The organism is Streptomyces sp. NPDC058401 (genome assembly GCF_042722885.1).
Taxonomy (GTDB): Bacteria; Actinomycetota; Actinomycetes; order Streptomycetales; family Streptomycetaceae; genus Streptomyces.
Map to the genome: position 1 here is coordinate 12,092 of NZ_JBHXKA010000094.1, position 20,409 is coordinate 32,500.

20 protein-coding genes are annotated in these 20,409 nt (G+C 73.3%); 9 read left to right on the plus strand and 11 right to left on the minus strand.

Going from position 1 to position 20,409, the window contains the following annotated elements; genetic code table 11:
• Positions 1–103 precede the first annotated feature (103 nt).
• From ACFWNV_RS28200 to paaA, 5 genes are read right to left on the minus strand one after another with little or no spacing between them, the layout of a single operon-like run.
• Positions 104–1,276 carry a 2Fe-2S iron-sulfur cluster-binding protein gene (locus ACFWNV_RS28200; RefSeq protein ID WP_383952427.1) on the minus strand — a complete coding sequence of 391 codons (1,173 nt, stop codon included), beginning with the start codon at positions 1,274–1,276 and terminating at the stop codon, positions 104–106.
• Positions 1,277–1,807 carry a 1,2-phenylacetyl-CoA epoxidase subunit PaaD gene (paaD, locus tag ACFWNV_RS28205; protein ID WP_383952429.1) on the minus strand — a complete coding sequence of 177 codons (531 nt, stop codon included), beginning with the start codon at positions 1,805–1,807 and terminating at the stop codon, positions 1,277–1,279.
• Positions 1,804–2,550 (minus strand): 1,2-phenylacetyl-CoA epoxidase subunit PaaC, encoded by a 747-nt coding sequence (gene paaC, locus ACFWNV_RS28210; protein ID WP_383952431.1) that lies wholly within the window; start codon positions 2,548–2,550, stop codon positions 1,804–1,806. Before paaC ends, paaD begins: the two co-directional genes overlap by 4 nt.
• Entirely contained in the window at positions 2,547–2,831 is a 285-nt protein-coding gene (gene paaB, locus ACFWNV_RS28215) for a 1,2-phenylacetyl-CoA epoxidase subunit PaaB (protein WP_383952433.1), read from the minus strand. Before paaB ends, paaC begins: the two co-directional genes overlap by 4 nt.
• On the minus strand, positions 2,828–3,889 hold the full coding sequence (paaA, locus tag ACFWNV_RS28220; protein ID WP_383952435.1) for a 1,2-phenylacetyl-CoA epoxidase subunit PaaA: 1,062 nt from the start codon (positions 3,887–3,889) through the stop codon (positions 2,828–2,830). Before paaA ends, paaB begins: the two co-directional genes overlap by 4 nt.
• Before the next feature lie 145 nt (positions 3,890–4,034).
• On the opposite strand from paaA, the gene ACFWNV_RS28225 reads away from it, so the two are divergent.
• The 3 genes from ACFWNV_RS28225 to ACFWNV_RS28235 all read left to right on the plus strand — a co-directional run bounded on the left by ACFWNV_RS28225 (position 4,035) and on the right by ACFWNV_RS28235 (position 6,779).
• The gene (locus tag ACFWNV_RS28225; RefSeq protein ID WP_383952437.1) at positions 4,035–4,703 is read left to right on the plus strand and encodes a DUF5819 family protein; all 669 of its coding nucleotides are present in this window, start codon (positions 4,035–4,037) and stop codon (positions 4,701–4,703) included.
• On the plus strand, positions 4,688–5,902 hold the full coding sequence (locus tag ACFWNV_RS28230) for an HTTM domain-containing protein (protein ID WP_383952439.1): 1,215 nt from the start codon (positions 4,688–4,690) through the stop codon (positions 5,900–5,902). Before ACFWNV_RS28225 ends, ACFWNV_RS28230 begins: the two co-directional genes overlap by 16 nt.
• 115 nt (positions 5,903–6,017) lie before the next feature.
• A complete protein-coding gene (locus ACFWNV_RS28235; protein ID WP_383952441.1) occupies positions 6,018–6,779 on the plus strand; it encodes a TrmH family RNA methyltransferase in 762 nt (253 codons plus the stop codon).
• 4 nt (positions 6,780–6,783) lie between these two features.
• On the opposite strand, the gene paaN is transcribed toward ACFWNV_RS28235, so the two are convergent.
• Positions 6,784–8,466, minus strand: a complete 1,683-nt coding sequence (paaN, locus tag ACFWNV_RS28240; protein ID WP_383952443.1) for a phenylacetic acid degradation protein PaaN — start codon at positions 8,464–8,466, stop codon at positions 6,784–6,786.
• A gap of 157 nt (positions 8,467–8,623) precedes the next feature.
• Between paaN and ACFWNV_RS28245 the strand changes: the two genes are divergently transcribed.
• The 3 genes from ACFWNV_RS28245 to ACFWNV_RS28255 are packed head-to-tail and all read left to right on the plus strand — an operon-like array spanning position 8,624 to position 11,422.
• Complete coding sequence (locus ACFWNV_RS28245) at positions 8,624–10,189, plus strand: 3-hydroxyacyl-CoA dehydrogenase (protein WP_383952445.1); 1,566 nt, start codon at positions 8,624–8,626, stop codon at positions 10,187–10,189.
• A complete protein-coding gene (locus ACFWNV_RS28250; protein ID WP_383952447.1) occupies positions 10,186–10,773 on the plus strand; it encodes a TetR/AcrR family transcriptional regulator in 588 nt (195 codons plus the stop codon). Before ACFWNV_RS28245 ends, ACFWNV_RS28250 begins: the two co-directional genes overlap by 4 nt.
• 40 nt (positions 10,774–10,813) lie before the next feature.
• Positions 10,814–11,422 (plus strand): barstar family protein, encoded by a 609-nt coding sequence (locus tag ACFWNV_RS28255; RefSeq protein ID WP_383952449.1) that lies wholly within the window; start codon positions 10,814–10,816, stop codon positions 11,420–11,422.
• On the opposite strand, the gene ACFWNV_RS28260 is transcribed toward ACFWNV_RS28255, so the two are convergent.
• Positions 11,409–11,996, minus strand: coding sequence for an Lrp/AsnC family transcriptional regulator (locus ACFWNV_RS28260; RefSeq protein ID WP_383952451.1), 588 nt, complete (start codon positions 11,994–11,996; stop codon positions 11,409–11,411). The genes ACFWNV_RS28255 and ACFWNV_RS28260 overlap by 14 nt on opposite strands.
• 177 nt (positions 11,997–12,173) lie before the next feature.
• On the opposite strand from ACFWNV_RS28260, the gene pdhA reads away from it, so the two are divergent.
• The 3 genes from pdhA to ACFWNV_RS28275 are packed head-to-tail and all read left to right on the plus strand — an operon-like array spanning position 12,174 to position 15,696.
• Positions 12,174–13,325: a pyruvate dehydrogenase (acetyl-transferring) E1 component subunit alpha gene (gene pdhA, locus ACFWNV_RS28265; RefSeq protein ID WP_383952463.1), complete on the plus strand. Its 1,152-nt coding sequence runs from the start codon at positions 12,174–12,176 to the stop codon at positions 13,323–13,325.
• On the plus strand, positions 13,322–14,344 hold the full coding sequence (locus ACFWNV_RS28270; RefSeq protein ID WP_383952453.1) for an alpha-ketoacid dehydrogenase subunit beta: 1,023 nt from the start codon (positions 13,322–13,324) through the stop codon (positions 14,342–14,344). Before pdhA ends, ACFWNV_RS28270 begins: the two co-directional genes overlap by 4 nt.
• Complete coding sequence (locus ACFWNV_RS28275) at positions 14,344–15,696, plus strand: dihydrolipoamide acetyltransferase family protein (protein WP_383952455.1); 1,353 nt, start codon at positions 14,344–14,346, stop codon at positions 15,694–15,696. The genes ACFWNV_RS28270 and ACFWNV_RS28275 overlap by 1 nt, the downstream gene beginning before the upstream one ends.
• A 152-nt stretch (positions 15,697–15,848) precedes the next feature.
• On the opposite strand, the gene ACFWNV_RS28280 is transcribed toward ACFWNV_RS28275, so the two are convergent.
• The 4 genes from ACFWNV_RS28280 to ACFWNV_RS28295 are packed head-to-tail and all read right to left on the minus strand — an operon-like array spanning position 15,849 to position 20,189.
• Positions 15,849–16,826: an NAD(P)H-quinone oxidoreductase gene (locus ACFWNV_RS28280; RefSeq protein WP_383952457.1), complete on the minus strand. Its 978-nt coding sequence runs from the start codon at positions 16,824–16,826 to the stop codon at positions 15,849–15,851.
• A gap of 32 nt (positions 16,827–16,858) precedes the next feature.
• A complete protein-coding gene (locus ACFWNV_RS28285; RefSeq protein ID WP_383952459.1) occupies positions 16,859–17,959 on the minus strand; it encodes a potassium channel family protein in 1,101 nt (366 codons plus the stop codon).
• Positions 17,947–19,281, minus strand: a complete 1,335-nt coding sequence (locus ACFWNV_RS28290) for a molybdopterin molybdotransferase MoeA (protein WP_383952464.1) — start codon at positions 19,279–19,281, stop codon at positions 17,947–17,949. Before ACFWNV_RS28290 ends, ACFWNV_RS28285 begins: the two co-directional genes overlap by 13 nt.
• Positions 19,281–20,189: an NTP transferase domain-containing protein gene (locus tag ACFWNV_RS28295; RefSeq protein ID WP_383952461.1), complete on the minus strand. Its 909-nt coding sequence runs from the start codon at positions 20,187–20,189 to the stop codon at positions 19,281–19,283. The genes ACFWNV_RS28290 and ACFWNV_RS28295 overlap by 1 nt, the downstream gene beginning before the upstream one ends.
• Positions 20,190–20,409: the final 220 nt, after the last annotated feature.

Here is a 20,409-nt window from a genome sequence, read left to right on the forward strand (position 1 = left end):
ATCCTGCTCTGTCTGACGGTGCGTCAAGATAGAACACGTTCTGGAAATTTGACAGGGGGGCGGTAGCGGGCGACGGCGCGCAGGCGCTGCGCCGCCCGCCGGCTCAGCGGTCGAAGTCGATCTCCACGTCCTCCGACACCGGGTGCGACTGGCAGGCCAGCACGAACCCGGCCTCCGTCTCCCGCTCCTCCAGCGCGAAGTTGCGGTCCATCCGCACTTCGCCCGAGACGACGAACGCCCGGCAGGTGCCGCACACCCCGCCCTTGCAGGCGTACGGGGCGTCCGCGCGGGCCCGGAGCACCGCGTCGAGCAGGGATTCCCCGTCGCGCACCGGCCAGGTGCCGGAGCGGCCGTCGAGCCGCGCCGTGACCCGGGCGCTGGTGGTGTCGGCCGAAGCGGTACGGGCAGGGCCCGAGGCGGTGTCCTCGACATGGAAGACCTCCTCGTGGACCCGGGTCCGCAGAACGCCGAGCGCGCCCAGCGCACGCTCCGCCCCCGTCACCAGACCGTACGGCCCGCACAGGAACCAGCCCGTCACCTCGGCGACCGGCAGCAGGGCGGGCAGCAGCTCCGTCAGCCGCTCCTCGCCGAGCCGCCCCGAGGGCAGACCGGCCTCCTGCTCCTCCCGGGACAGCACGGTGACGAGATGGAACCGGTGGGGATAGCGGTCCTTGAGGTCGGCGACCTCCTCCAGGAACATCGTCGAGGCCGCGCTGCGGTCGCTGCGCACCAGGCAGAACCGGGCGTCGGGCCGGGCGGCGAGGAGGGTGGCGGCGATCGACAGCACCGGGGTGATGCCGCTGCCGCCGACGATCGCGGCGTAGTGCGCGGCGGGCGGCGCCGCCGCGGGGTCCAGGACGAAGCGGCCGGCCGGGACCATCACGTCCAGGACGTCCCCGGCGGCGATCTCCTTGTGGGCGAAGGAGGAGAACTCCCCGCCCTCCACCAGCCGCACCCCGACCCGCAGCGCGGCGGGGCCGGGCCCGTCCGCGGCCGGGGCGGGGGAGCAGATCGAGTAGGTGCGCCGCACCTCGGCGGTCCCGGCCGCGACCGAGCCGCCGCGGCGCAGGGTGAGGTGCTGGCCGGGGGCGTGCCGGTACTCGGCGCGCAGCTCCGGCGGCACGGCCAGGGTCAGGGCCACGGAGTCCTCGGTGAGCCGGTCGACCGCCGTCACCGTCAAGGTGTGGAACGCGCCGTGGCGTGCGGGGCGCGCCGACGCGGCGGACGCCGGGCCGACGGGCGCCACCGGCGTGGGCGACGGCGGTGACACGGCCATCTACAGCTCCTTGAAGTGGTCGAACGGTTCACGGCAGGCGGTGCAGCGGCGCAGCGCCTTGCATGCGGTGGAGGAGAACCGGCTGAGCAGCTCGGTGTCGGTCGATCCGCAGTTCGGGCAGCGGACGGACAGGGTGAGCGGGACCGGTCCGCCGGCGGCGTGCGGCCGCGGCGGGGCGATGCCGAACTCCGCCAGTTTGCGGCGGCCTTCGGCGCTGATGTCGTCGGTGGACCAGGCGGGGGCCAGCACGGTCCGCACCCGGACCTCCGGTATGCCGTGGTCGGTCAGGACCCGTTCGATGTCGGCGGACATGGCCTCGATGGCCGGGCAGCCGGTGTAGGTGGGGGTCAGGGTGACCTCCACGTGGCCGTCCTCGTACATCCGCACCCCGCGCATCACGCCGAGCTCGGCGAGGGTGAGCACGGGCAGTTCCGGGTCGGGGACGGAGCCGGCCAGTGCGGCCAGCTCCACCTCCAGCCGGGTCTGCTCGGTGCGGGCCGCGGCGGCGGTGCCGGTACCGGCGGCGGTCACCACGATGCCCCCGGGTGGCTGCGGTGCAGGTGCTGCATCTCGGCGAGCAGTCGGCCGAAGGACTCGGTGTGCAGTCCCTGCCGGCCGGCTCCGGCGGCCCAGGCGCCGTGCCGCGGCCCCTGGGGCAGCTCCAGCCCGGCCCGCTCCAGCACGCCGCCCAGCGCGGCCAGCCAACGGCCCTCCAGTACGGGCCAGTCGATCTCTTCGAGCCCTTCCACCGGCCGGAACATCTCGCCGGTGTACTTCCACAGCCCGTCCAGGCCGGCCCGCATCCGGCGGCGGCTCTCCTCGGTGCCGTCGCCGAGCCGCAGCGTCCACTGCTCGGCGTGGTCGCGGTGGTAGGCGGTCTCCTTGACCGCCTTGGCGGCGAGCGGCGCGAACGGGCCGTCGCCGAGGGCGAGTTCCCCGTAGAGCTGGTGCTGGTAGAGCGAGAAGTAGAGCTGGCGGGCGATGGTGTGGGCGAAGTCGCCGTTCGGCTGCTCGACCAGCTGGAGGCTGCGGAAGGACCGCTCCTCGCGCAGGAAGGCGAGCTCGTCCTCGTCGCCGGCGCTCGACAGCAGGACGCGGGCCTGGCCGAGGAGGTCGAGGGCGATGTTGGCGAGGGCGACCTCCTCCTCCAGGACGGGCGCGTGGCCCGCCCATTCGGCGAGGCGGTGCGAAAGGATCAGCGCGTCGTCGCCGAGGGCCAGCGCCGCCGCCACGGTGGCCGTACCCGCTCCGGTGTCCGTCTCGGTGCTCGTCACAGGTGCTGCACCCCCTCGGGGATCTCGTAGAAGGTGGGGTGCCGGTACGGCTTGTCGGCGGACGGGGCGAAGAACGGATCCCGCTCGTCCGGGGAGGAGGCGGTGATCTGCGTGGAGGGCACCACCCAGATGGAGATGCCCTCGCCGCGCCGGGTGTAGAGGTCGCGGGCGTTGCGCAGGGCCATCTCCGCGTCGGGCGCGTGCAGGCTGCCCGCGTGCGTGTGCGAGAGGCCGCGCCTGGAGCGGACGAACACCTCCCACAGGGGCCAGTTCTGCGTCATACCCGAGCCTCGCTTCCGATGGTCGCCGCGGCGGCCGTGGCCGCCGCCTGCTTCTCCGCATACGCCGCGGCCGCGTCGCGCACCCAGGCGCCTTCCTCGTGCGCCGCGCGGCGCTGTCCGATCCGTTCCTCGTTGCACGGGCCGTTGCCCTTGAGGACCTCCCAGAACTCCGTCCAGTCGATGGCCCCGAAGTCGTGGTGCCCGCGCTCCTCGTTCCACTTCAGGTCCGGGTCGGGCAGGGTCAGCCCCAGCGACTCGGCCTGCGGGACGGCGATGTCCACGAAGCGCTGGCGCAGATCGTCATTGGTGTGGCGCTTGATGCGCCAGGCCATCGACTGCGCCGAGTGCCCCGACTCGGCGTCCGGCGGGCCGAACATCATCAGCGAGGGCCACCACCAGCGGTCCACGGCGTCCTGCGCCATCGCGTGCTGGGCCTCGGTGCCCCGGGAGAGGGCGAGGAGCAGCTCGTACCCCTGGCGCTGGTGGAAGGACTCCTCCTTGCAGATCCGGACCATGGCCCGCGCGTACGGCCCGTAAGAGCAGCGGCAGATCGGGACCTGGTTGGTGATCGCCGCGCCGTCCACGAGCCAGCCGATCGCGCCGACGTCGGCCCAGGTCAGCGTGGGGTAGTTGAAGATCGAGGAGTACTTCTGCTTCCCGGCGTGCAGTTTGTCGAGGAGCTCGTCGCGGCTGGTGCCCAGGGTCTCGGCGGCGCTGTACAGGTACAGGCCGTGGCCGGCCTCGTCCTGGACCTTCGCCATCAGGATCGCCTTGCGGCGCAGGGAGGGCGCGCGGGTGATCCAGTTCGCCTCGGGCTGCATGCCGATGATCTCGGAGTGGGCGTGCTGGGCCATCTGGCGGACCAGGGAGGCGCGGTACTCGTCGGGCATCCAGTCGCGCGGCTCCACCCGCTCGTCTGCCGCCACGGCCGCGTCGAAGGCCGCCGCGAGCTGCGCGCCGAGGTCGGCGGTCACGCCGATCCCCGCGTCCTGCGCGGCGACCCGCTGCGCGTCCCGGCCCCCCGTCCCCGATGTCGCTGCCGGGGTCACTGCCACCATCACGGCCCCCTGTCAGAGGTCTTTTCCCGCCTCGTCCCGCCCGACCGACCGATCGTTCGGTTCATCCTCTTCAATGGTGGGACGAGGGCCCGTAGGGTGTCAACCTCTGTGGTCAACCCTGTGGACACCGGATGATCGGGGCGGGATGGATTCGAACGAGCGCGAGCCCCTCGCAGGAGCGGCTCCGCCCCCGCCCGGAGCGCCCAGGGCGCCCGGAATCGCCGGCCTGTCCACCCCGTACCGGGTCGTCACGGCCCTCGCGCTCGGGGCGGTGGCGGTGGCCGCCTGCGGGCACCTGGCCCTCGTCTTCCTGCACGTGGCCCCGTCCAACACGGTCAGCAAGCGGCACGCGCGCGTGATCGACTCCTGGATCTACCCCGAGTTCGAACAGAACTGGAAGCTCTTCGCCCCCAACCCGCTCCAGCAGAACATCGCCGTGGAGGTGCGCGCGGAAGTGCGGACGGACGACGGCAGGCTGACGACGGGCACCTGGCGCGGACTGTCCGCCGAGGACGGCGCGGCCATCCGCCACAGCCTGCTGCCGAGCCACACCGAGCAGAACGAGCTCCGCCGGGCCTGGGACTTCTTCACCACCTCCCACGACGAGGACAACAAGTCCACCGGCGATCGCGGCGAACTCGCCGAGCAGTACCTGCGCCGGATCGCCCTGGACCGGCTGGACCCGCAGGGAGGAGACCGGATCGTACGGATCCAGCTGCGCGGGGCGACCACGGAGGTCGCCGCGCCCCCCTGGTCCGACGAGAAGGCCGACACCCAGACGTACTACCGGGAGCTGCCGTGGTGGACGGTGTGACGGGAACCCGTACGGGGGGCCTCAGGGCCTCCGCCGGCCGGGCGCTGGCCCGGGTCAGCGGGCAGGCGCTGGGTCCGTACCAGAGCGCCGTGGTCCGCATCGGCTTCGCCGGGACCTGGCTGTTCTTCCTGCTGCGGGAGTTCCCCCACCGCCACGAGCTGTACGGGCCGGACGGACCGTGGAGCTGGGACCTGGCCCGGCGGCTGATCGACTCGAACCGTGCCTTCACGGTGCTGATGTGGTCGGACTCGGCGCTCTGGTTCGAGATCGTCTACGCCGTGGCCGTGCTGTCGTCCGCCCTGCTGGTGCTGGGCTGGCGCACCCGGGCGACCTCCGTGGTGTTCATGGTCGGCGTGCTGTCCCTGCAGAACCGCAGCGTCTTCATGGGCGACGGCGGGGACAACGTCATCCACCTGATGGCGATCTACCTGGTGCTGACCCGGTGCGCGCAGGTGTGGTCGCTCGACGCCCGCCGCGCCCGCCGCCTCGGCGCGGCCTCGGCCGGGCGGGCGGGGCCGGTGGCGTGGGGCGTGCTCGGTGCGGTGCTCGTGTACGGGGCCGTCACCGGGGGGTTCAGCACCGGCTGGCTGGTGGTCTTCACGGCCCTGTGGGTGCTCGCCGCGCTGTGGTGGATGGTCGACCGCTACGAGCCGGAGGGGGAGGGGCGGGCCGTCCTCGACGTCCTGGCCAACCTGCTGCACAACGCCGGAATGCTCGTGATCATGGCGGAGGTCTGCCTGATCTACGCGACGGCCGGGTGGTACAAGATCCAGGGTTCGCGGTGGCAGGACGGCACGGCGCTGTACTACCCGCTGAACCTGGACTACTTCACCCCGTGGCCCGGGGTCTCGGCCTTCCTCGGGAGCAGCGGCACGCTGGTCATGCTGCTGTCCTACGGGACGGTCGCGGTCCAGGTGGCCTTCCCGTTCACCCTGTTCAACCGGCGGATCAAGAACGTGCTGCTGGCGCTGATGATGCTGGAGCATGCGGGGATCGCGGTGCTGCTGGGGCTGCCGTTCTTCTCTTTGGCGATGATCGCCGCCGATGCGGTGTTCCTGCCGACGGGCTTTCTGGTCTGGGTCGGGGCGGCCGTCGCTGCGCGGCGGGCGGGTGTGGGGCGGCCCGTTCCGGACCCGGGGCCCGGGCCGGAGCCGTACGCGGATCCCGAGCCCGCACTCCCCAGCCCCGTCCCGCGCTGAGGCGGGGCCCTGCGGGGCTGTCCCCTACTCGCCCTTCGCCCGTTCCCCGGGGCTGCGCCCCGGACCCCGGTCCTCAAACGCCGGACGGCTGGATCTGGCCCGTAGGGTCGGCGGTATGAGTGAGCAGCAGCACGGGAGCACCGACGAGACCGAACGGCAGTGGCGGGAGGCCGTTGGGCGGGAGGATCTGGTGCTGCTCGACGGGTTTCACGCGCTGAAGCACGCGCTGCGATTCGGGGCGGACGTGCGGTTCGTCGTCGCCGACGAGCCGGAGGCCGTACGGGGCCTCGCGCGCGAGCTGGCCGGGGACGTGGAGGCGGACGTGGCCCGGCTGGTGCGGCGGGCTCCGCTCAAGGAACTGCTGGCGCGGGTGCACCCCACCGGGGTGGCGGCCCTCGCGGTCCGGCCCGGGCGGGCCGAGGGGCGGGCGCGGCTCGACGCGCGGCCCAGGACGGCCCCGATCGTGCTCCTCGACAACCCCCGCAACCTGGGCAACGTCGGCGCGGTCGTCCGGCTCGCCGCCGGCTTCGGCGCCACCGGCGTGCTCACCCGCGGCGACCTCGACCCCTGGCACCCCAACGTGGTCCGGGCCGGGGCGGGTCTGCACTACGCCACGACCGTGGACCGGGTGGAGCTCGACGCGCTGCCGTCGGGTCCGCTGTACGCCCTCGACCCGGAGGGCGAGGACATCCGCGCCCTCACCCTCCCGGACGAGGCCCTGCTCGCCTTCGGCTCCGAACGCCACGGCATCTCGCCCGAGCTGCGCGCCCGCGCCGATCACCTGGTGTCCCTGCCGATGCGGCCGCAGGTCTCCAGCTACAACCTGGCCACCAGCGTGGCCATGACCCTCTTCCACTGGGGAGGGCCCAAGGCTTAGGGGGTCAGCCCTGGCGGCGGACCTCCACCACGCGGAAGCGGTTCGACACGAACGCGCCGTCGCACAGCGCGGCGTTCGCCGCCGGGTTGCCGCCTGAGCCGTGGAAGTCGGAGAAGGCCGCGGTCTGGTTCACGTAGACCCCGCCCGTCAGGTTCAGCGAGAGCTGCGCCGACTCCTCCAGACAGACCTCCTCGATGGCCCGCTCGGTGTCCGCGGAGGTGGTGTACGCCCCGACCGTCATGGCGCCCTTCTCGCGGACGGTGCGCCGCAGCAGGTCGAGGGCGCCCTGCGTGGAGTCGACCGCCACCGCGAAGGAGACCGGGCCGAACTGCTCCGAGAGGTAGGGGGCGGAGTCGTCCGGCTTGGCCGAGTCCAGCTTCACCATCACCGGTGTGCGCACGACGGCGCCGGGGAAGTCGGGGTGCGCCACCTCGCGCGAGGCGAGCGCGACCTCGCCGAGCCCGGCCGCGGCCTCCAGGCGGGCCTTCACGTCCGGGTTGACCAGCGCGCCCAGCAGGGCGTTGGCCCGGGCGTCGTCGCCGAGCAGGCCGCCGACCGCGCCCGCGAGGTCCGCGACGACCTCGTCGTAGGACTTGTGCCCGGCGTCCGTCTCGATGCCGTCGCGCGGGATCAGCAGGTTCTGCGGGGTGGTGCACATCTGGCCGCTGTAGAGGGAGAGGGAGAAGGCCAGGTTGGACAGCATGCCCTTGTAGTTGTCGGTGGAGTCCAGGACGACGGTGTTGACGCCGGCCTTCTCCGTGTAGACCTGCGCCTGGCGGGCGTTGGTCTCCAGCCACTCGCCGAATTCGGTGGACCCGGTGTAGTCGATGACCTTGATCTCGGGCCGGACGGCGAGTTCCTTGGCGATGCCCTCGCCCGGACGCTCCACGGCCAGCGCGACCAGGTTCGGGTCGAAGCCGGCGTCGGCCAGGACCTCGCGGGCCACCTGGACGGTCAGCGCCAGCGGCAGGACGGCGCGCGGGTGCGGCTTGACCAGCACCGGGTTGCCCGTGGCGAGGGAGGCGAAGATGCCCGGGTACCCGTTCCAGGTGGGGAAGGTGTTGCAGCCGATCATCAGGGAGATGCCGCGCGGGACGGCCGTGAAGGTCTTGCCCAGCTCCAGGGGGTCCTTCTTGCCCTGCGGCTTCGACCAGTCGGCCTGCCCCGGGACGCGGGTCTGCTCCTCGTAGGCGTAGGCCACCGCCTCCAGGCCGCGGTCCTGTGCGTGCGGGCCGCCCGCCTGGAACGCCATCATGAAGGCCTGGCCGCTGGTGTGCATGACGGCGTGCGCGAACTCGTGCGTCCGCGCCGAGATGCGGGCCAGGATCTCGATGCAGACCAGGGCGCGCGTCTCGGGCCCGGCGTCCCGCCAGGCGCCCATGCCGGCCCGCATCGCGGGCAGCAGCACCTCGGGGTCCACGTGCGGGTACTCGACGCCGAGCTCCACGCCGTACGGGGAGGTCTCCGCGCCCGTCCAGCCGTCGGTTCCGGGCTGCCCGAGGTCGAGCCGGGTGCCGCGCAGCGCCTCGAAGGCGGCGAGGCCGTCGGCCGGCGCGGTCTCCCCGTAGGCCTTGGGGTGCTCGGGGTGCGGGGACCAGTAGGCGCGGCTGCGGATGGTGGCCAGCGCCTGGTCCAGGGTGGGCCGGTGCTTGGCGGACAGCTGGGGGACGGTGAGCTCGGCGGCCATCAGGGACCAACTCCTCTTTGAGCCGGGCGGGATCAGGCGATCGGGGCAGGCAAGAAGGGATGAACAAGAGCAGACTGGAGTTAGAGTAACCGAACGATCGGTCGGGACAAGAGGGCCCGGCAGACCTGTGGACAAGTCGGTGCGGGAGGATCTGGGCATGACAGCAATCGAGCGGTCCCGCACAGTGGCGGTCGTCGGCGCCGGCACCATGGGGCAGGGCATCGCCCAAGTCGCCCTTCTCGCAGGTCACCGCGTGCTGATCTACGACATCAACGCCCCGCTCGCCGCCGACGCGGTCGGATTCGTCCAGGACCGGGTCGAGCGGATGGCCGCCAAGGGCCGGCTGGACCGCGCCGGGGCCGAGGAGGCGATCGTCCGGATCGCAGCGGCGGGCGAGCTGGCGGAGCTGGCCGGCGCCGCCCTCGTGGTGGAGGCGGTCGTCGAGGACGTCACCGTCAAGCGGGCGCTGTTCGCGGCCCTCGAAGAGGTGGTTTCGCCGGACGCCCTGCTGGCCACCAACACCTCCTCCCTCTCGGTCACCGAGCTCGCCGCCGGCCTCGCGCACCCCGGCCGCTTCCTGGGCCTGCACTTCTTCAACCCGGCCCCGCTGCTCCCGCTGGTCGAGGTGGTCTCCGGCTTCGCGACCGACCCGGCCGCCGCGGACCGCGCGTACGCCACCGTCCTGGGCTGGGGGAAGACGCCGGTGCGCTGCGCCGACACCCCGGGCTTCATCGTCAACCGGATCGCCCGGCCCTTCTACGCCGAGGCCTTCGCGGTGTACGAGGAGCAGGGCGCCGACCCGGCGACCATCGACGCCGTGCTCCGCGAGAGCGGCGGCTTCAAGATGGGCCCCTTCGCGCTGACCGACCTGATCGGCCAGGACGTCAACGAGGCCGTCACCCGCTCGGTGTGGGAGTCCTTCTTCCGCAGCCCCAAGTTCACCCCGTCCCTCGCGCAGCGGCGACTGGTCCAGTCGGGCCGTCTCGGCCGCAAGTCGGGCCACGGCTGGTACCCGTACGGCCCGGACACGAAGGCCCCGGCCCCGCACACCGCAGGCCCCGAGGACGCGCCCGGGAAGGTGACCGTCGTCGGCGACCTCGGACCGGCGGCCGTCCTCCCCGGCCTCCTGGAGGAGGCCGGGATCGAGGTCACGGCCGTCGAGCACGGGGGCCCGTACATCCAGCTCCCCGGCGAGGGACAGCTCGTGCTCGCCGACGGCAAGACGGCGATCGAGTTCGCCGACGTCGTCTACTTCGACCTGGCCTTCGACTACCGCGACGCCACCCGGATCGCGCTCTCCGTCAGCGAGGACACGAGCGAGCGGACGCTCGCCGAGGCCGTCGGGCTGTTCCAGAAGCTCGGCAAGAAGGTCTCCGTCATCGGCGACGTCCCGGGCATGATCGTCGCCCGGACGGTCGCGATGCTGATCGACCTCACCGCCGACGCCGTGGCGCGCGGGGTGGCGGGCGCCGAGGACATCGACACGGCGATGCGGCTCGGGGTCAACTACCCGGCGGGTCCCGCCGAATGGCACGACCGGCTCGGCCGCGACTGGGCGTACGACCTGCTGCACCACCTCGACGAGCGCTGTCCCGGCGGCCGGTACGCGCCCTCGCTGGCGCTGTACAAGCTGGGCTACGCGGCGGGCGACGACGAGGGCGACGAGGATGCCGAGGGCGCCGACGACGGGGGCCCGGACGAAGAGGCGGGGGACACGGAATGACCACGGCCAAGCGGGACACCTACACGCCCGAGACCCTCCTGTCCGTCGCCGTCCAGGTCTTCAACGAGCGCGGCTACGACGGCACCTCCATGGAGCACCTCTCCAAGGCGGCCGGCATCTCGAAGTCCTCGATCTACCACCACGTCGCCGGCAAGGAGGAGCTGCTCCAGCGCGCCGTCAGCCGGGCCCTGGACGAGCTCTTCGCGGTCCTGGCGGAGCCGGGGGCGATACGGGGCCGCGCGGTCGAACGCGTCGAGTACGTCACGCGCCGCACGGTCGAGGTTCTCGTCGCAGAGCTCCCCTACGTGACCCTGCTGCTGCGGGTCCGGGGCAACACCCGCACCGAGCGCTGGGCCCTGGAGCGCCGCCGCGAGTTCGACCACCAGGTCGCGGAGCTGCTGAAGGCCGCCGCCGCCGAGGGCGACCTGCGGGCGGACGTGGACATCCGGCTCGCCACCCGCCTGCTCTTCGGCATGGTCAACTCCCTGGTCGAGTGGTACCGCCCGCACCCGGGCACCACCCCCGACCAGCTCGCGGACGCGGTGGTCAGCATGGCCCTGGACGGGCTGCGGACGCAGCGCTAAAGCCCGTGCGCGCGGGCCGGGGCCGGTGCGAGCATGCCGCATGAGCGCCTTCCTCCCCACCCTGACCGAGCGCCGGTCCCCCTGGGTCACCTTCACCTCCCGCGAGGACCCGTGGGTGGCCGCGGCCGAGGCCGAACTGCGGGGGCGTGGCGGGCTGGTGTTCCGGGTGGCCGGGGCGGAGCTGGACACGGAAGCCCGCCTGTTCCGGACCTTCGCGCGGGACCTGGGCGGGTACTTCGGCTACAACTGGGACGCCCTCGTGGACTGCCTGGGCGACTGGTTCGCACAGGGCGACGGCAACCAGGACGTCGCCGTCGTCATCGACGGTGCCGATCCGCTGCTGCGCGCCGATTTTCTGGAGCTGCTCGTCTGGTCCCTGTGCGCGGGGGCGTGGCGGGCCAACTTCATGGTCGATGCCGATGGCGAACCGCACGAAGGCCGGTGGACCCCCTTCGGACTGCACTTCGTCCTCCTCCTCGACCACACGTCGCCCGCCGCGTTCGCGGAGCGGGCGGCCGGGCACGCCGATGTGTCCGGGGCGGTGGTCGGTGGGCGGCTGCTCCTGACGCTGAACGCCGACGACACCTGGGGCGGGGACGCGCTCTGGCCGCCGGTCGGGGGCCATGGAGGCGTGCCTAGTCCTCGGTGATCGTCGGGCCGGCGGTCTGGTCGCGGGCCAGGAGATCCGTTTCTTCGAAGACCAGCAGGGTGCGTGTGGACAGCACCTCCGGGATGGACTGGAGGCGGGTCAGGACCAGTTCGCGCAGGGTGCGGTTGTCCGGGGTGTGGACCAGGAGCAGTACGTCGAAATCGCCGCTGACCAGGGCGATGTGGGCCGCGCCGGGGAGTTCGCGGAGCTGTTCGCGGACCGTGCGCCAGGAGTTCTGGACGATCTTCAGGGTGATGTAGGCGGAGGCGCCCTGGCCCGCCCGTTCGTGGTTGACGCGGGCGGTGAAGCCCCGGATCACGCCGTCGTCGATGAGCCGGTTGATCCGGGCGTAGGCATTGGCCCGGGACACGTGGACCTGTTCGGCGACGGAGCGTATCGAGGCGCGGCCGTCCGCCTGGAGCAGGCGCACGATCGACCGGTCGATCGGGTCGAGGGGGCGGGGCGGCGCCGTCGGCGGCCCCGGGGCTACCGGCGGTACGGGCGCGCCCCCGAGTGCGCCCCCCGCTCCGGAAGCCGCCCCGGAACCCGCTCCGGCCATTTGTTCATCCGTCATCGCCCGATGCCTGCCTCTCCTGGACGTCCTGCACCCATACCAGGGCGTCGACGCCACTTTGTCCACAGCCTGGCGCCGCCTGTAGCCAAATTGCCCGGACAACCGAACAATCGGTAGGTGAGGGGCCTCACACCCGAGGCCTCCCTGCCCGCTTCCCACGAGGAGGTGTACGCCGCCATGACGGTCCAAGAGCTGCCCGGTGCCGGTGCGTCCCACCGCTCCACCCCGCCGCCCGCCTGGAGGCCCCGTACGGATGCCGCCCCGCTGCTCCCGGACCCCGAGCCGTACCGGGTGCTGGGCACCCCGGCCGCCGACCGGCTCGACCCCGAGCTGATGCGCCGGTGCTACGCCGAGCTGGTGCGCGGCCGCCGCTACAACGCCCAGGCCACCGCCCTCACCCGGCAGGGCCGTCTGGCCGTATATCCCTCCACCGTCGGCCAGGAAGCGTGCGAGATCGCCGCAGCCATGGTCCTGGAGGAGCAGGACTGGCTCTTCCCGAGCTACCGCGACACCCTCGCGGCCGTGGCGCGCGGACTGGATCCCGTACAGGCGCTGACGCTGCTGCGCGGCGACTGGCACACCGGGTACGACCCGCGCGAGCACCGGATAGCCCCCCTGTCGACGCCCCTCGCCACCCAGCTGCCGCACGCGGTCGGCCTGGCGCACGCCGCCCGGCTGCGCGGCGACGACGTGGTCGCCCTCGCCATGGTCGGCGACGGCGGCACCAGCGAGGGCGACTTCCACGAGGCCATGAACTTCGCCGCCGTCTGGCAGGCGCCGGTCGTCTTCCTCGTCCAGAACAACGGCTTCGCGATCTCCGTCCCGCTCGCCAAGCAGACCGCCGCCCCGACCCTGGCCCACAAGGCCGTGGGGTACGGGATGCCCGGCCGCCTCGTCGACGGAAACGACATCGCCGCCATGCACGAGGTGCTGTCCGAGGCGGTCCGGCGGGCCCGGTCCGGCGGCGGACCGACCATGATCGAGGCCGTCACGTACCGCATAGAGGCCCACACCAACGCCGACGACGCCACCCGCTACCGGGGCGACGCCGAGGTCGAGGCCTGGAAGGCGCACGACCCGGTCGAGCTGCTGGAGCGCGAGCTGACCTCGCGCGGCCTGCTGGACGAGGCGGGCATCCAGGCCGCCAAGGACGCGGCCGAGGCGATGGCGGCGGCGCTGCGCGACGGGATGAACGCGGAGCCCGTGCTCGACCCGATGGACCTCTTCGCACACGTCTATGCGCAGCAGACCGGCCGGCTGCGCGAGCAGGCGGCCATGCTCCGTGCCGAGCTGGACGCGGCCGAGCAGGAAGAGGGGGACGGATCATGACCACGGTGGCGGCGAAGCCGACGACCAAGCCGACGGCCAAGCCGGCGACCATGGCCCAGGCCCTGAACCGGGCGATGCGCGACGCGATGGCCGAGGATCCGACCGTCCACGTCATGGGCGAGGACGTCGGGGCGCTCGGCGGGGTCTTCCGCATCACGGACGGCCTCGCGAAGGAGTTCGGCGAGGACCGCTGTACGGACACCCCGCTCGCCGAGGCCGGCATACTCGGCGCGGCCGTCGGCATGGCCATGTACGGGCTGCGGCCGGTCGTGGAGATGCAGTTCGACGCGTTCGCGTACCCGGCCTTCGAGCAGCTCATCTCGCACGTGGCGAAGATGCGCAACCGCACCCGCGGCGCGATGCCGATGCCGATCACCATCCGGGTGCCGTACGGCGGCGGGATCGGCGGCGTGGAGCACCACTGCGACTCCTCCGAGGCCTACTACGTGGCCACGCCCGGGCTCACCGTGGTGACCCCGGCGACGGTCGAGGACGCTTACGGACTGCTGCGCGCCTCGATAGCCAGCGACGACCCGGTGATCTTCCTGGAGCCGAAGCGGCTGTACTGGTCCAAGGCCGACTGGTCGCCCGAGGCGCCCGCGGCGGTCCCCGGCATCGGCCAGGCGCTCGTCCGGCGGACCGGCACGAGCGCGACGCTGATCACCTACGGGCCCTCGCTGCCGGTGTGCATGGAGGCGGCCGAGGCGGCCCGCGAGGAGGGCTGGGAGCTGGAGGTCGTCGACCTGCGCTCGCTGGTCCCCTTCGACGAGGAGACCGTCGTGGCCTCCGTACGCCGCACCGGGCGCGCGGTGGTGGTCCACGAGTCCGGCGGCTTCGGCGGACCGGGCGCGGAGATCGCCGCCCGGGTCACGGAGCGGTGCTTCCACCACCTGGAGGCGCCCGTGCTGCGCGTCACCGGCTTCGACATCCCGTATCCGCCGCCGATGCTGGAGAAGCACCACCTGCCCGGCGTGGACCGGATCCTGGACACCGTGGCCCGTCTGCAGTGGGAGAACTGATGCCGCAGGTCATGGAGTTCAAGCTGCCGGACCTGGGCGAAGGGCTGACCGAGGCGGAGATCGTCCGCTGGCTGGTGGCCGTCGGCGACGTCGTCGCCATCGACCAGCCCGTCGTCGAGGTCGAGACGGCCAAGGCGATGGTGGAGGTCCCCTGCCCGTACGGCGGCGTGGTCACCGCCCGCTTCGGTGAGGAGGGGACGGAGCTGCCCGTCGGCGCGCCGCTGATCACGGTGGCGGTGGGCGCGCAGTGCGTGCCCGCCGATGACGTCACCCCCGAAGGGGCCCCGGACTCCGCGAACGCGCCCCGGCCCCTGATCGGCTACGGCTCCGACCACTCACGTCCGGCGCGTCGGAGGCGGGTGCGACCCGGCTCCGCCGCGCCGGGGGCCGCTCCCGCGGCGGTCACGGCACCTGCCGTCACGGCACCTGCCGTCCGGGCACCGGCGGCCGTCGCACCGGCCGTCGTCGCCGGGCCGGTACCCGTCATCTCGCCGCTGGTGCGCAAGCTGGCCCGCGACCACGGGGTGGACCTGCGCGCGCTGCGCGGGTCGGGACCCGAGGGGCTGATCCTGCGCGCGGACGTCGAGACGGCCCTGCGCGCCCCGGCTCCGTCTCCGGAGCCGTCGGCGGTGGCTCCGGCCGGTGTTCCCGCCGCGCTGGAGGGTGCCACGCGGATCCCCCTCAAGGGGGTGCGCGGGGCGGTCGCGGACAAGCTGTCGCGCAGCCGGCGCGAGATCCCGGACGCCACCTGCTGGGTCGACGCGGACGCCACCGAGCTGATGGCGGCCCGGGCCGCGATGAACGCCGCGGGCGGCCCCAAGATCTCGGTGCTCGCGCTGCTCGCCCGGATCTGCACGGCGGCGCTGGCCCGCCACCCGGAGCTCAACTCCACGGTGGACCTCGCGGCGAACGAGATCGTCCGGCTTCCGGGCGTGCACCTGGGCTTCGCCGCGCAGACCGAGCGGGGCCTGATGGTCCCGGTGGTCCGGGACGCGCAGACGCGCAGCGCGGAGTCGCTGTCGGCGGAGTTCGCCCGGCTCACCGAGCTGGCCCGGGCGGGGAAACTGGCCCCGGCCGACCTCACCGGAGGCACCTTCACCCTGAACAACTACGGGGTGTTCGGGGTCGACGGGTCCACGCCGATCATCAACCACCCCGAGGCGGCGATGCTCGGTGTGGGGCGGATCATTCCGAAGCCCTGGGTGCACCAGGGGGAGTTGGCGGTCCGGCAGGTCGTGCAGCTGTCTCTGACGTTCGACCACCGGGTGTGCGACGGCGGGACCGCGGGCGGCTTCCTGCGGTACGTCGCCGACTGCGTCGAGTCGCCTTCGGTCCTGCTGCGCAGCCTGTAGCTCCGCGGGGCGGGTGCAGGTGGGTGGGCCCTGCGGGGCAAGTCCCCTACCCGCCCTTCGCCCGTTCCCCGGGGCGGTGCCCCGGACCCCCTGGGGCTCCGCCCCAGACCCCGCGCCTCAAACTCCGGCGGGGCTGGATAGATCCGGGCGGGTCAGGTGGTCAGGAGGAGTTTGCCTACGTGGGTGCTGGATTCCAGGACTCGGTGGGCTTCTGCGGCATCGCGCATGGGGAAGGTGGCGTGGACCACCGGGTGGATGCGGCCCGACTTGACCAGGGGCCAGACGTGTTCGCGTACGGCCGCGACGATCGCCGCCTTCTCCTCCAGGGGGCGTGCGCGGAGCGTGGTGGCGGTGATGGCCGCACGCTTCGCCAGCAGGGCGGCCAGGTTGAGCTCCGCCTTGACCCCGCCCTGGAGGCCGATGATCGCGAGGCGGCCGTTCACGGCCAGCGCGTCCACGTTCCGGGTCAGGTACTTCGCGCCCATGATGTCCAGGATCACGTCCGCTCCGGCGCCGTCCGTGGCCGCCCGGACCTCTTCCACGAAGTCCTGCTCGCGGTAGTCGATCAGGATGTCGGCGCCCAGTTCGGCGCAGCGCGCCAGCTTCTCCTTGCCGCCCGCCGTGACCGCGACCCGCGCGCCCACGGCCTTCGCCAGCTGGATCGCCATGGTGCCGATGCCGCTGGATCCGCCGTGCACCAGCAGGGTCTCGCCCGGGCGCAGACCGGCCACCATGAACACGTTCGACCAGACCGTGGAGACGACCTCGGGGAGGGCCGCCGCCGTGACCAGGTCCACGCCCGCCGGGACCGGCAGGAGCTGGCCCGCCGGGACGGCCACCCGCTGCGCGTATCCGCCGCCGGCGAGCAGTGCGCAGACCTCGTCGCCGACGGACCAGCCGGACACCCCGGGCCCGATCGCGGAGATCCGGCCGGAGCACTCCAGGCCGGGGTGGGGCGAGGCGCCGGGCGGCGGGTTGTAGAAGCCCTGCCGCTGCAGGACGTCGGCGCGGTTCACGGCGCTCGCCGCGACCTCGACGAGGACCTCGCCGTCGCCGGCCACCGGGTCGGGTGCGTCGGCCCACACCAGGGCCTCGGGGCCGCCGGGCTGTTCGATGGTGATCGCATGCATGGCCGGAGGCTATCGCCCCGGGGCCGCTCCGGTCAGTCCGCCGAACCCAGGATCACGGGCGGCGTCGACGACGGGGTCGCGCGGACGATCGTGATGACACGGTCCGTCAGCTGGAGGGGGCTCGCGTGCGGATCGTCGTACGGGAGCAGCCGGTGGCCGCGCAGGACGCTGACGACCAGGTCGTCGGTGTCCCGGACCGACTTGCCGACCTCCGAGCGGTTCACCGGGCGCTCGATCAGGTCGAGTCCGCTGCCCTGCTGGATGAGGTCCTCCATCACGGTGCCCGCGCTCGGGCTGAGCACCGAGAGGCCGAGCAGCCGGCCCGCCGCGCTCGCGCTCGTGATGACGGCGTCCGCCCCCGACTGCTTCAGCAGCGGGGCGTTCTCCTCTTCCCGGACGGCCGCCACGATCTTCGCGCCGCGGTTGAGCTGGCGGGCCGTCAGGGTGACCAGGACCGCCGTGTCGTCGCGCTGGGTGGCGATGACGATCTGACGGGCCTTCTGGATCTCGGCGCGCAGCAGGACTTCGGTGCGGGTGGCATCGCCCACGACCCCCGTGAACCCCTCCGCGTTGGCGATGTCGATCACCTTGGCGCTGGGGTCGACGATGACGACCTGCTCCTTGCTGAGGCCGGTGGCCAGCAGGGTCTGCAGGGCCGAGCGGCCCTTCGTGCCGAAGCCGACGACGACCGTGTGGTCACGCAAGTTCTTCCTCCAGCGGCTGAGCCGCCACTCTTCCCTGGTGCGCTCGGTGAGGACTTCCAGGGTGGTGCCGACCAGGATGATCAGGAACAGCACGCGCAGCGGGGTGATCAGCAGGACGTTGACCAGCCGCGCGCTGTCGCTGTACGGGACGATGTCGCCGTAGCCGGTCGTCGACAGGGTGACGGTCGCGTAGTAGACGCAGTCGAGGAAGTCGACCTTGCCGTTGGCGTTGTCGTGGTAGCCCTCGCGGTCGATCCACACGATCAGGACGGTCAGGGACATCACGAACAGCGCCATCAACAGGCGTCGGGAGACCTGTCGGAGCGGCTTCTCGACGATGCGCTTGGGCAGCTTGATGCGGCGCGAGACGAGTTTCTCGTCGGCGCCGCGTGCCATCGCGTCGGATCCGTGAAGTTTCACGTGAAACATCCCCCCGAGGCCCACGGGAGATCGAGGATCTCCAACTCCTGTCCGGACCGCGCCCCGTTCGGGGGTACGACGGCCAGCGCGTCGGCGGCGGCCACGCCGCGCAGCATCGCCGGCCCGTTGTAGCGCAGCGGTACGGCGTGGTCCTCGGTCAGCAGGACCGGTACGAGCCGCGTGTCGTGCGGGTGACCCGGTACGTCGCCCTCCACGGGCACCACGTACCGGGGGCGCGGGCGCCGCCCGGCGAGGGCGCGCAGCAGCGGTTCGGCGAGGGTGAGCAGCCCGGAGACGGCGGCCAGCGGGTTGCCGGGCAGCCCCACCAGGTGGCGGACCGGGTCCTGGCCGGGGCCGGCGCCGCCGATGCGGGCCAGCAGCATCGGGTGCCCGGGGCGTACGGCCACCCCGTCGACGAGCAGTTCGGCGCCGGCCTTGGCGAGCACGGGGTGGACGTGGTCGACGGGGCCGGAGGCGGTGCCGCCGGTGGTGATGACCACGTCGGCGGTGGAACCGGTGACGGCCTTCAGCAGTGCCGCGGCGCCCGCCGGGTCGTCGCCGAGCCGCCGGACCGCGATGACCTCGGCGCCGAGCCGGGTCAGCCAGGGTCCCAGCATGGGGCTCAGGGCGTCGCGGATGAGCCCGTCGTGCGGGGGGCCCTCGGTGAGCAGTTCGTCGCCCAGGACCAGGATCTCCACGCGGGGCCGGGGGCGGGTGGTGAGCTCGTCGTACCCGGCGGCCGCGGCGAGGCCGAGGACGGCCGGGGTGACCAGGGAACCCGCAGGCAGCAACAGGTCGCCGGAACGGCACTCCTGGCCGCGCGGGCGGATGTCCTGGCCGGTGGCGACGGGACGCTCGGCGTACAGCAGGGTGCCGGCCTCGCGGGAGTGCTCGCTGCGGATCACGGCGGTGGTGTCCGCGGGGATCCGGGCACCGGTGGCGATCCGTACGGCCTCGCCGTCCGCGAGGGGCGCGGGGCGCTCGCTCCCGGCCAGTGCGCTCTCGCCGGGACGGACGGTCCAGGGACCGGGCCCGGCGACGGCCCAGCCGTCCATCGCGGAGGTGTCGAAGGAGGGCAGGTCGCCCAGGGCGTCGAGGGACGCGGCCAGCACCTCGCCGAGGGCGGCGGCCAGGGGGACCCGGTGGGTGCGGCCGCGGACGGCCGAACCGGCCCGGGTGGCGGCCTCCCGGGCCCGGAGCCAGCTCGCTGCGCGGTGGCCGCCGCCGGTGGCGGTGGCAGCGTCGGCACGGGGGTCGCGGCTGACCAGCGCGAGGGCCTGGTCGAGGTCGCGGTCGGCGTCGGTGCCGGCGCCGGTGCCGGGGTTGGCCATCATCCGGAGCCGGTCGCTTCGGGTCCGGTCGCTTCGGGGCCGGCGGTACCGGCCGCCTCGCCTTCGGCGGCCCAGCGCAGGGCCAGCTCGGCGGCCTTGCGGGAGGCCTCGGCCACGGCGTGCGCGGGGTCGGCGCCGTTGGCTTCGGCTTGGGCCGCCGCGTAGCCGACGAGGAAGGTCGTCAGCGGGGCGGCGGGCCGGGCGACGCCGTGGGCGGCGTCACGGGCGAGGTCGAGCAGGGTCTTGGTGTCGACGGCGACGTCGATGCCCAGCTCGTTCTTGACGGCGGTGATCCATTGCTCCAGCACGGTTCCATGCTCTCTGATTCGGGCGCGGGCGGCGGCGAGATCGTCCCAGGTGTCGCAGTCGAAGGAAGCGAGTGGCGCAGCCGCGGTGACCGGGGTGAGGTCGAGTTCGGCGGTGAGGGAGCGCAGGGGGAGGCCGTTCACCGAACCGTGTTCGGTGGCCAGCAGGGCGATTTCCCTGCGCAGGGGCTCGGCGCGGTACGCGGCGACCAGCGGCTGGTCGCGGCCGTCCGGGTCGCGGAGCAGGGCTCCGTCACGGGTGCGGTGCTCGGGCGCGTCGAGGGTCCGGAGGACGGCGGCGACCGTGTCCCGGTCCAGGAACGGCAGGTCGGCGGAGAGTACGAGGACCAGCGGGGCGGTGGTGTGCCGCAGCCCGGCGTCCAGCGCGGCGAGGGGGCCGCCGCGGGGGGGATCCTCGCGGGCCCATTGGACGGGCCGGGCCGTTGGCCGGCGGCCGGCTACGACCACCGTGCGGTGGGCGTCTGCGCAGGCGTCCAGGACGCGGTCGAGGAGGGGGCGGCCGCCGACGCTCAGGCCGGGCTTGTCGGCTCCGCCCAGGCGTTTTGCGGCGCCGCCTGCCAGGACGATGGCGTCGTAGGTCATTCCCCGAGTATGCGGGGGGTCGGGGGCGGATGGGCTTCGGCGCTTACCGGGTTCTTACCCGGTGGCCCGGGGGCGGCTTCGGGGTGCCGCTGCGCGGGGCCGTCCCCTACCCGCCCTTCCACCGTTCCCCGGGCCGGCCCGGACCCGGTCCTCAAACGCCGGACGGGCTGGAGGGGGCACCGGGCTGCGCCCGGCCCCCCCCCGGGGCTCCGCCCCGGAC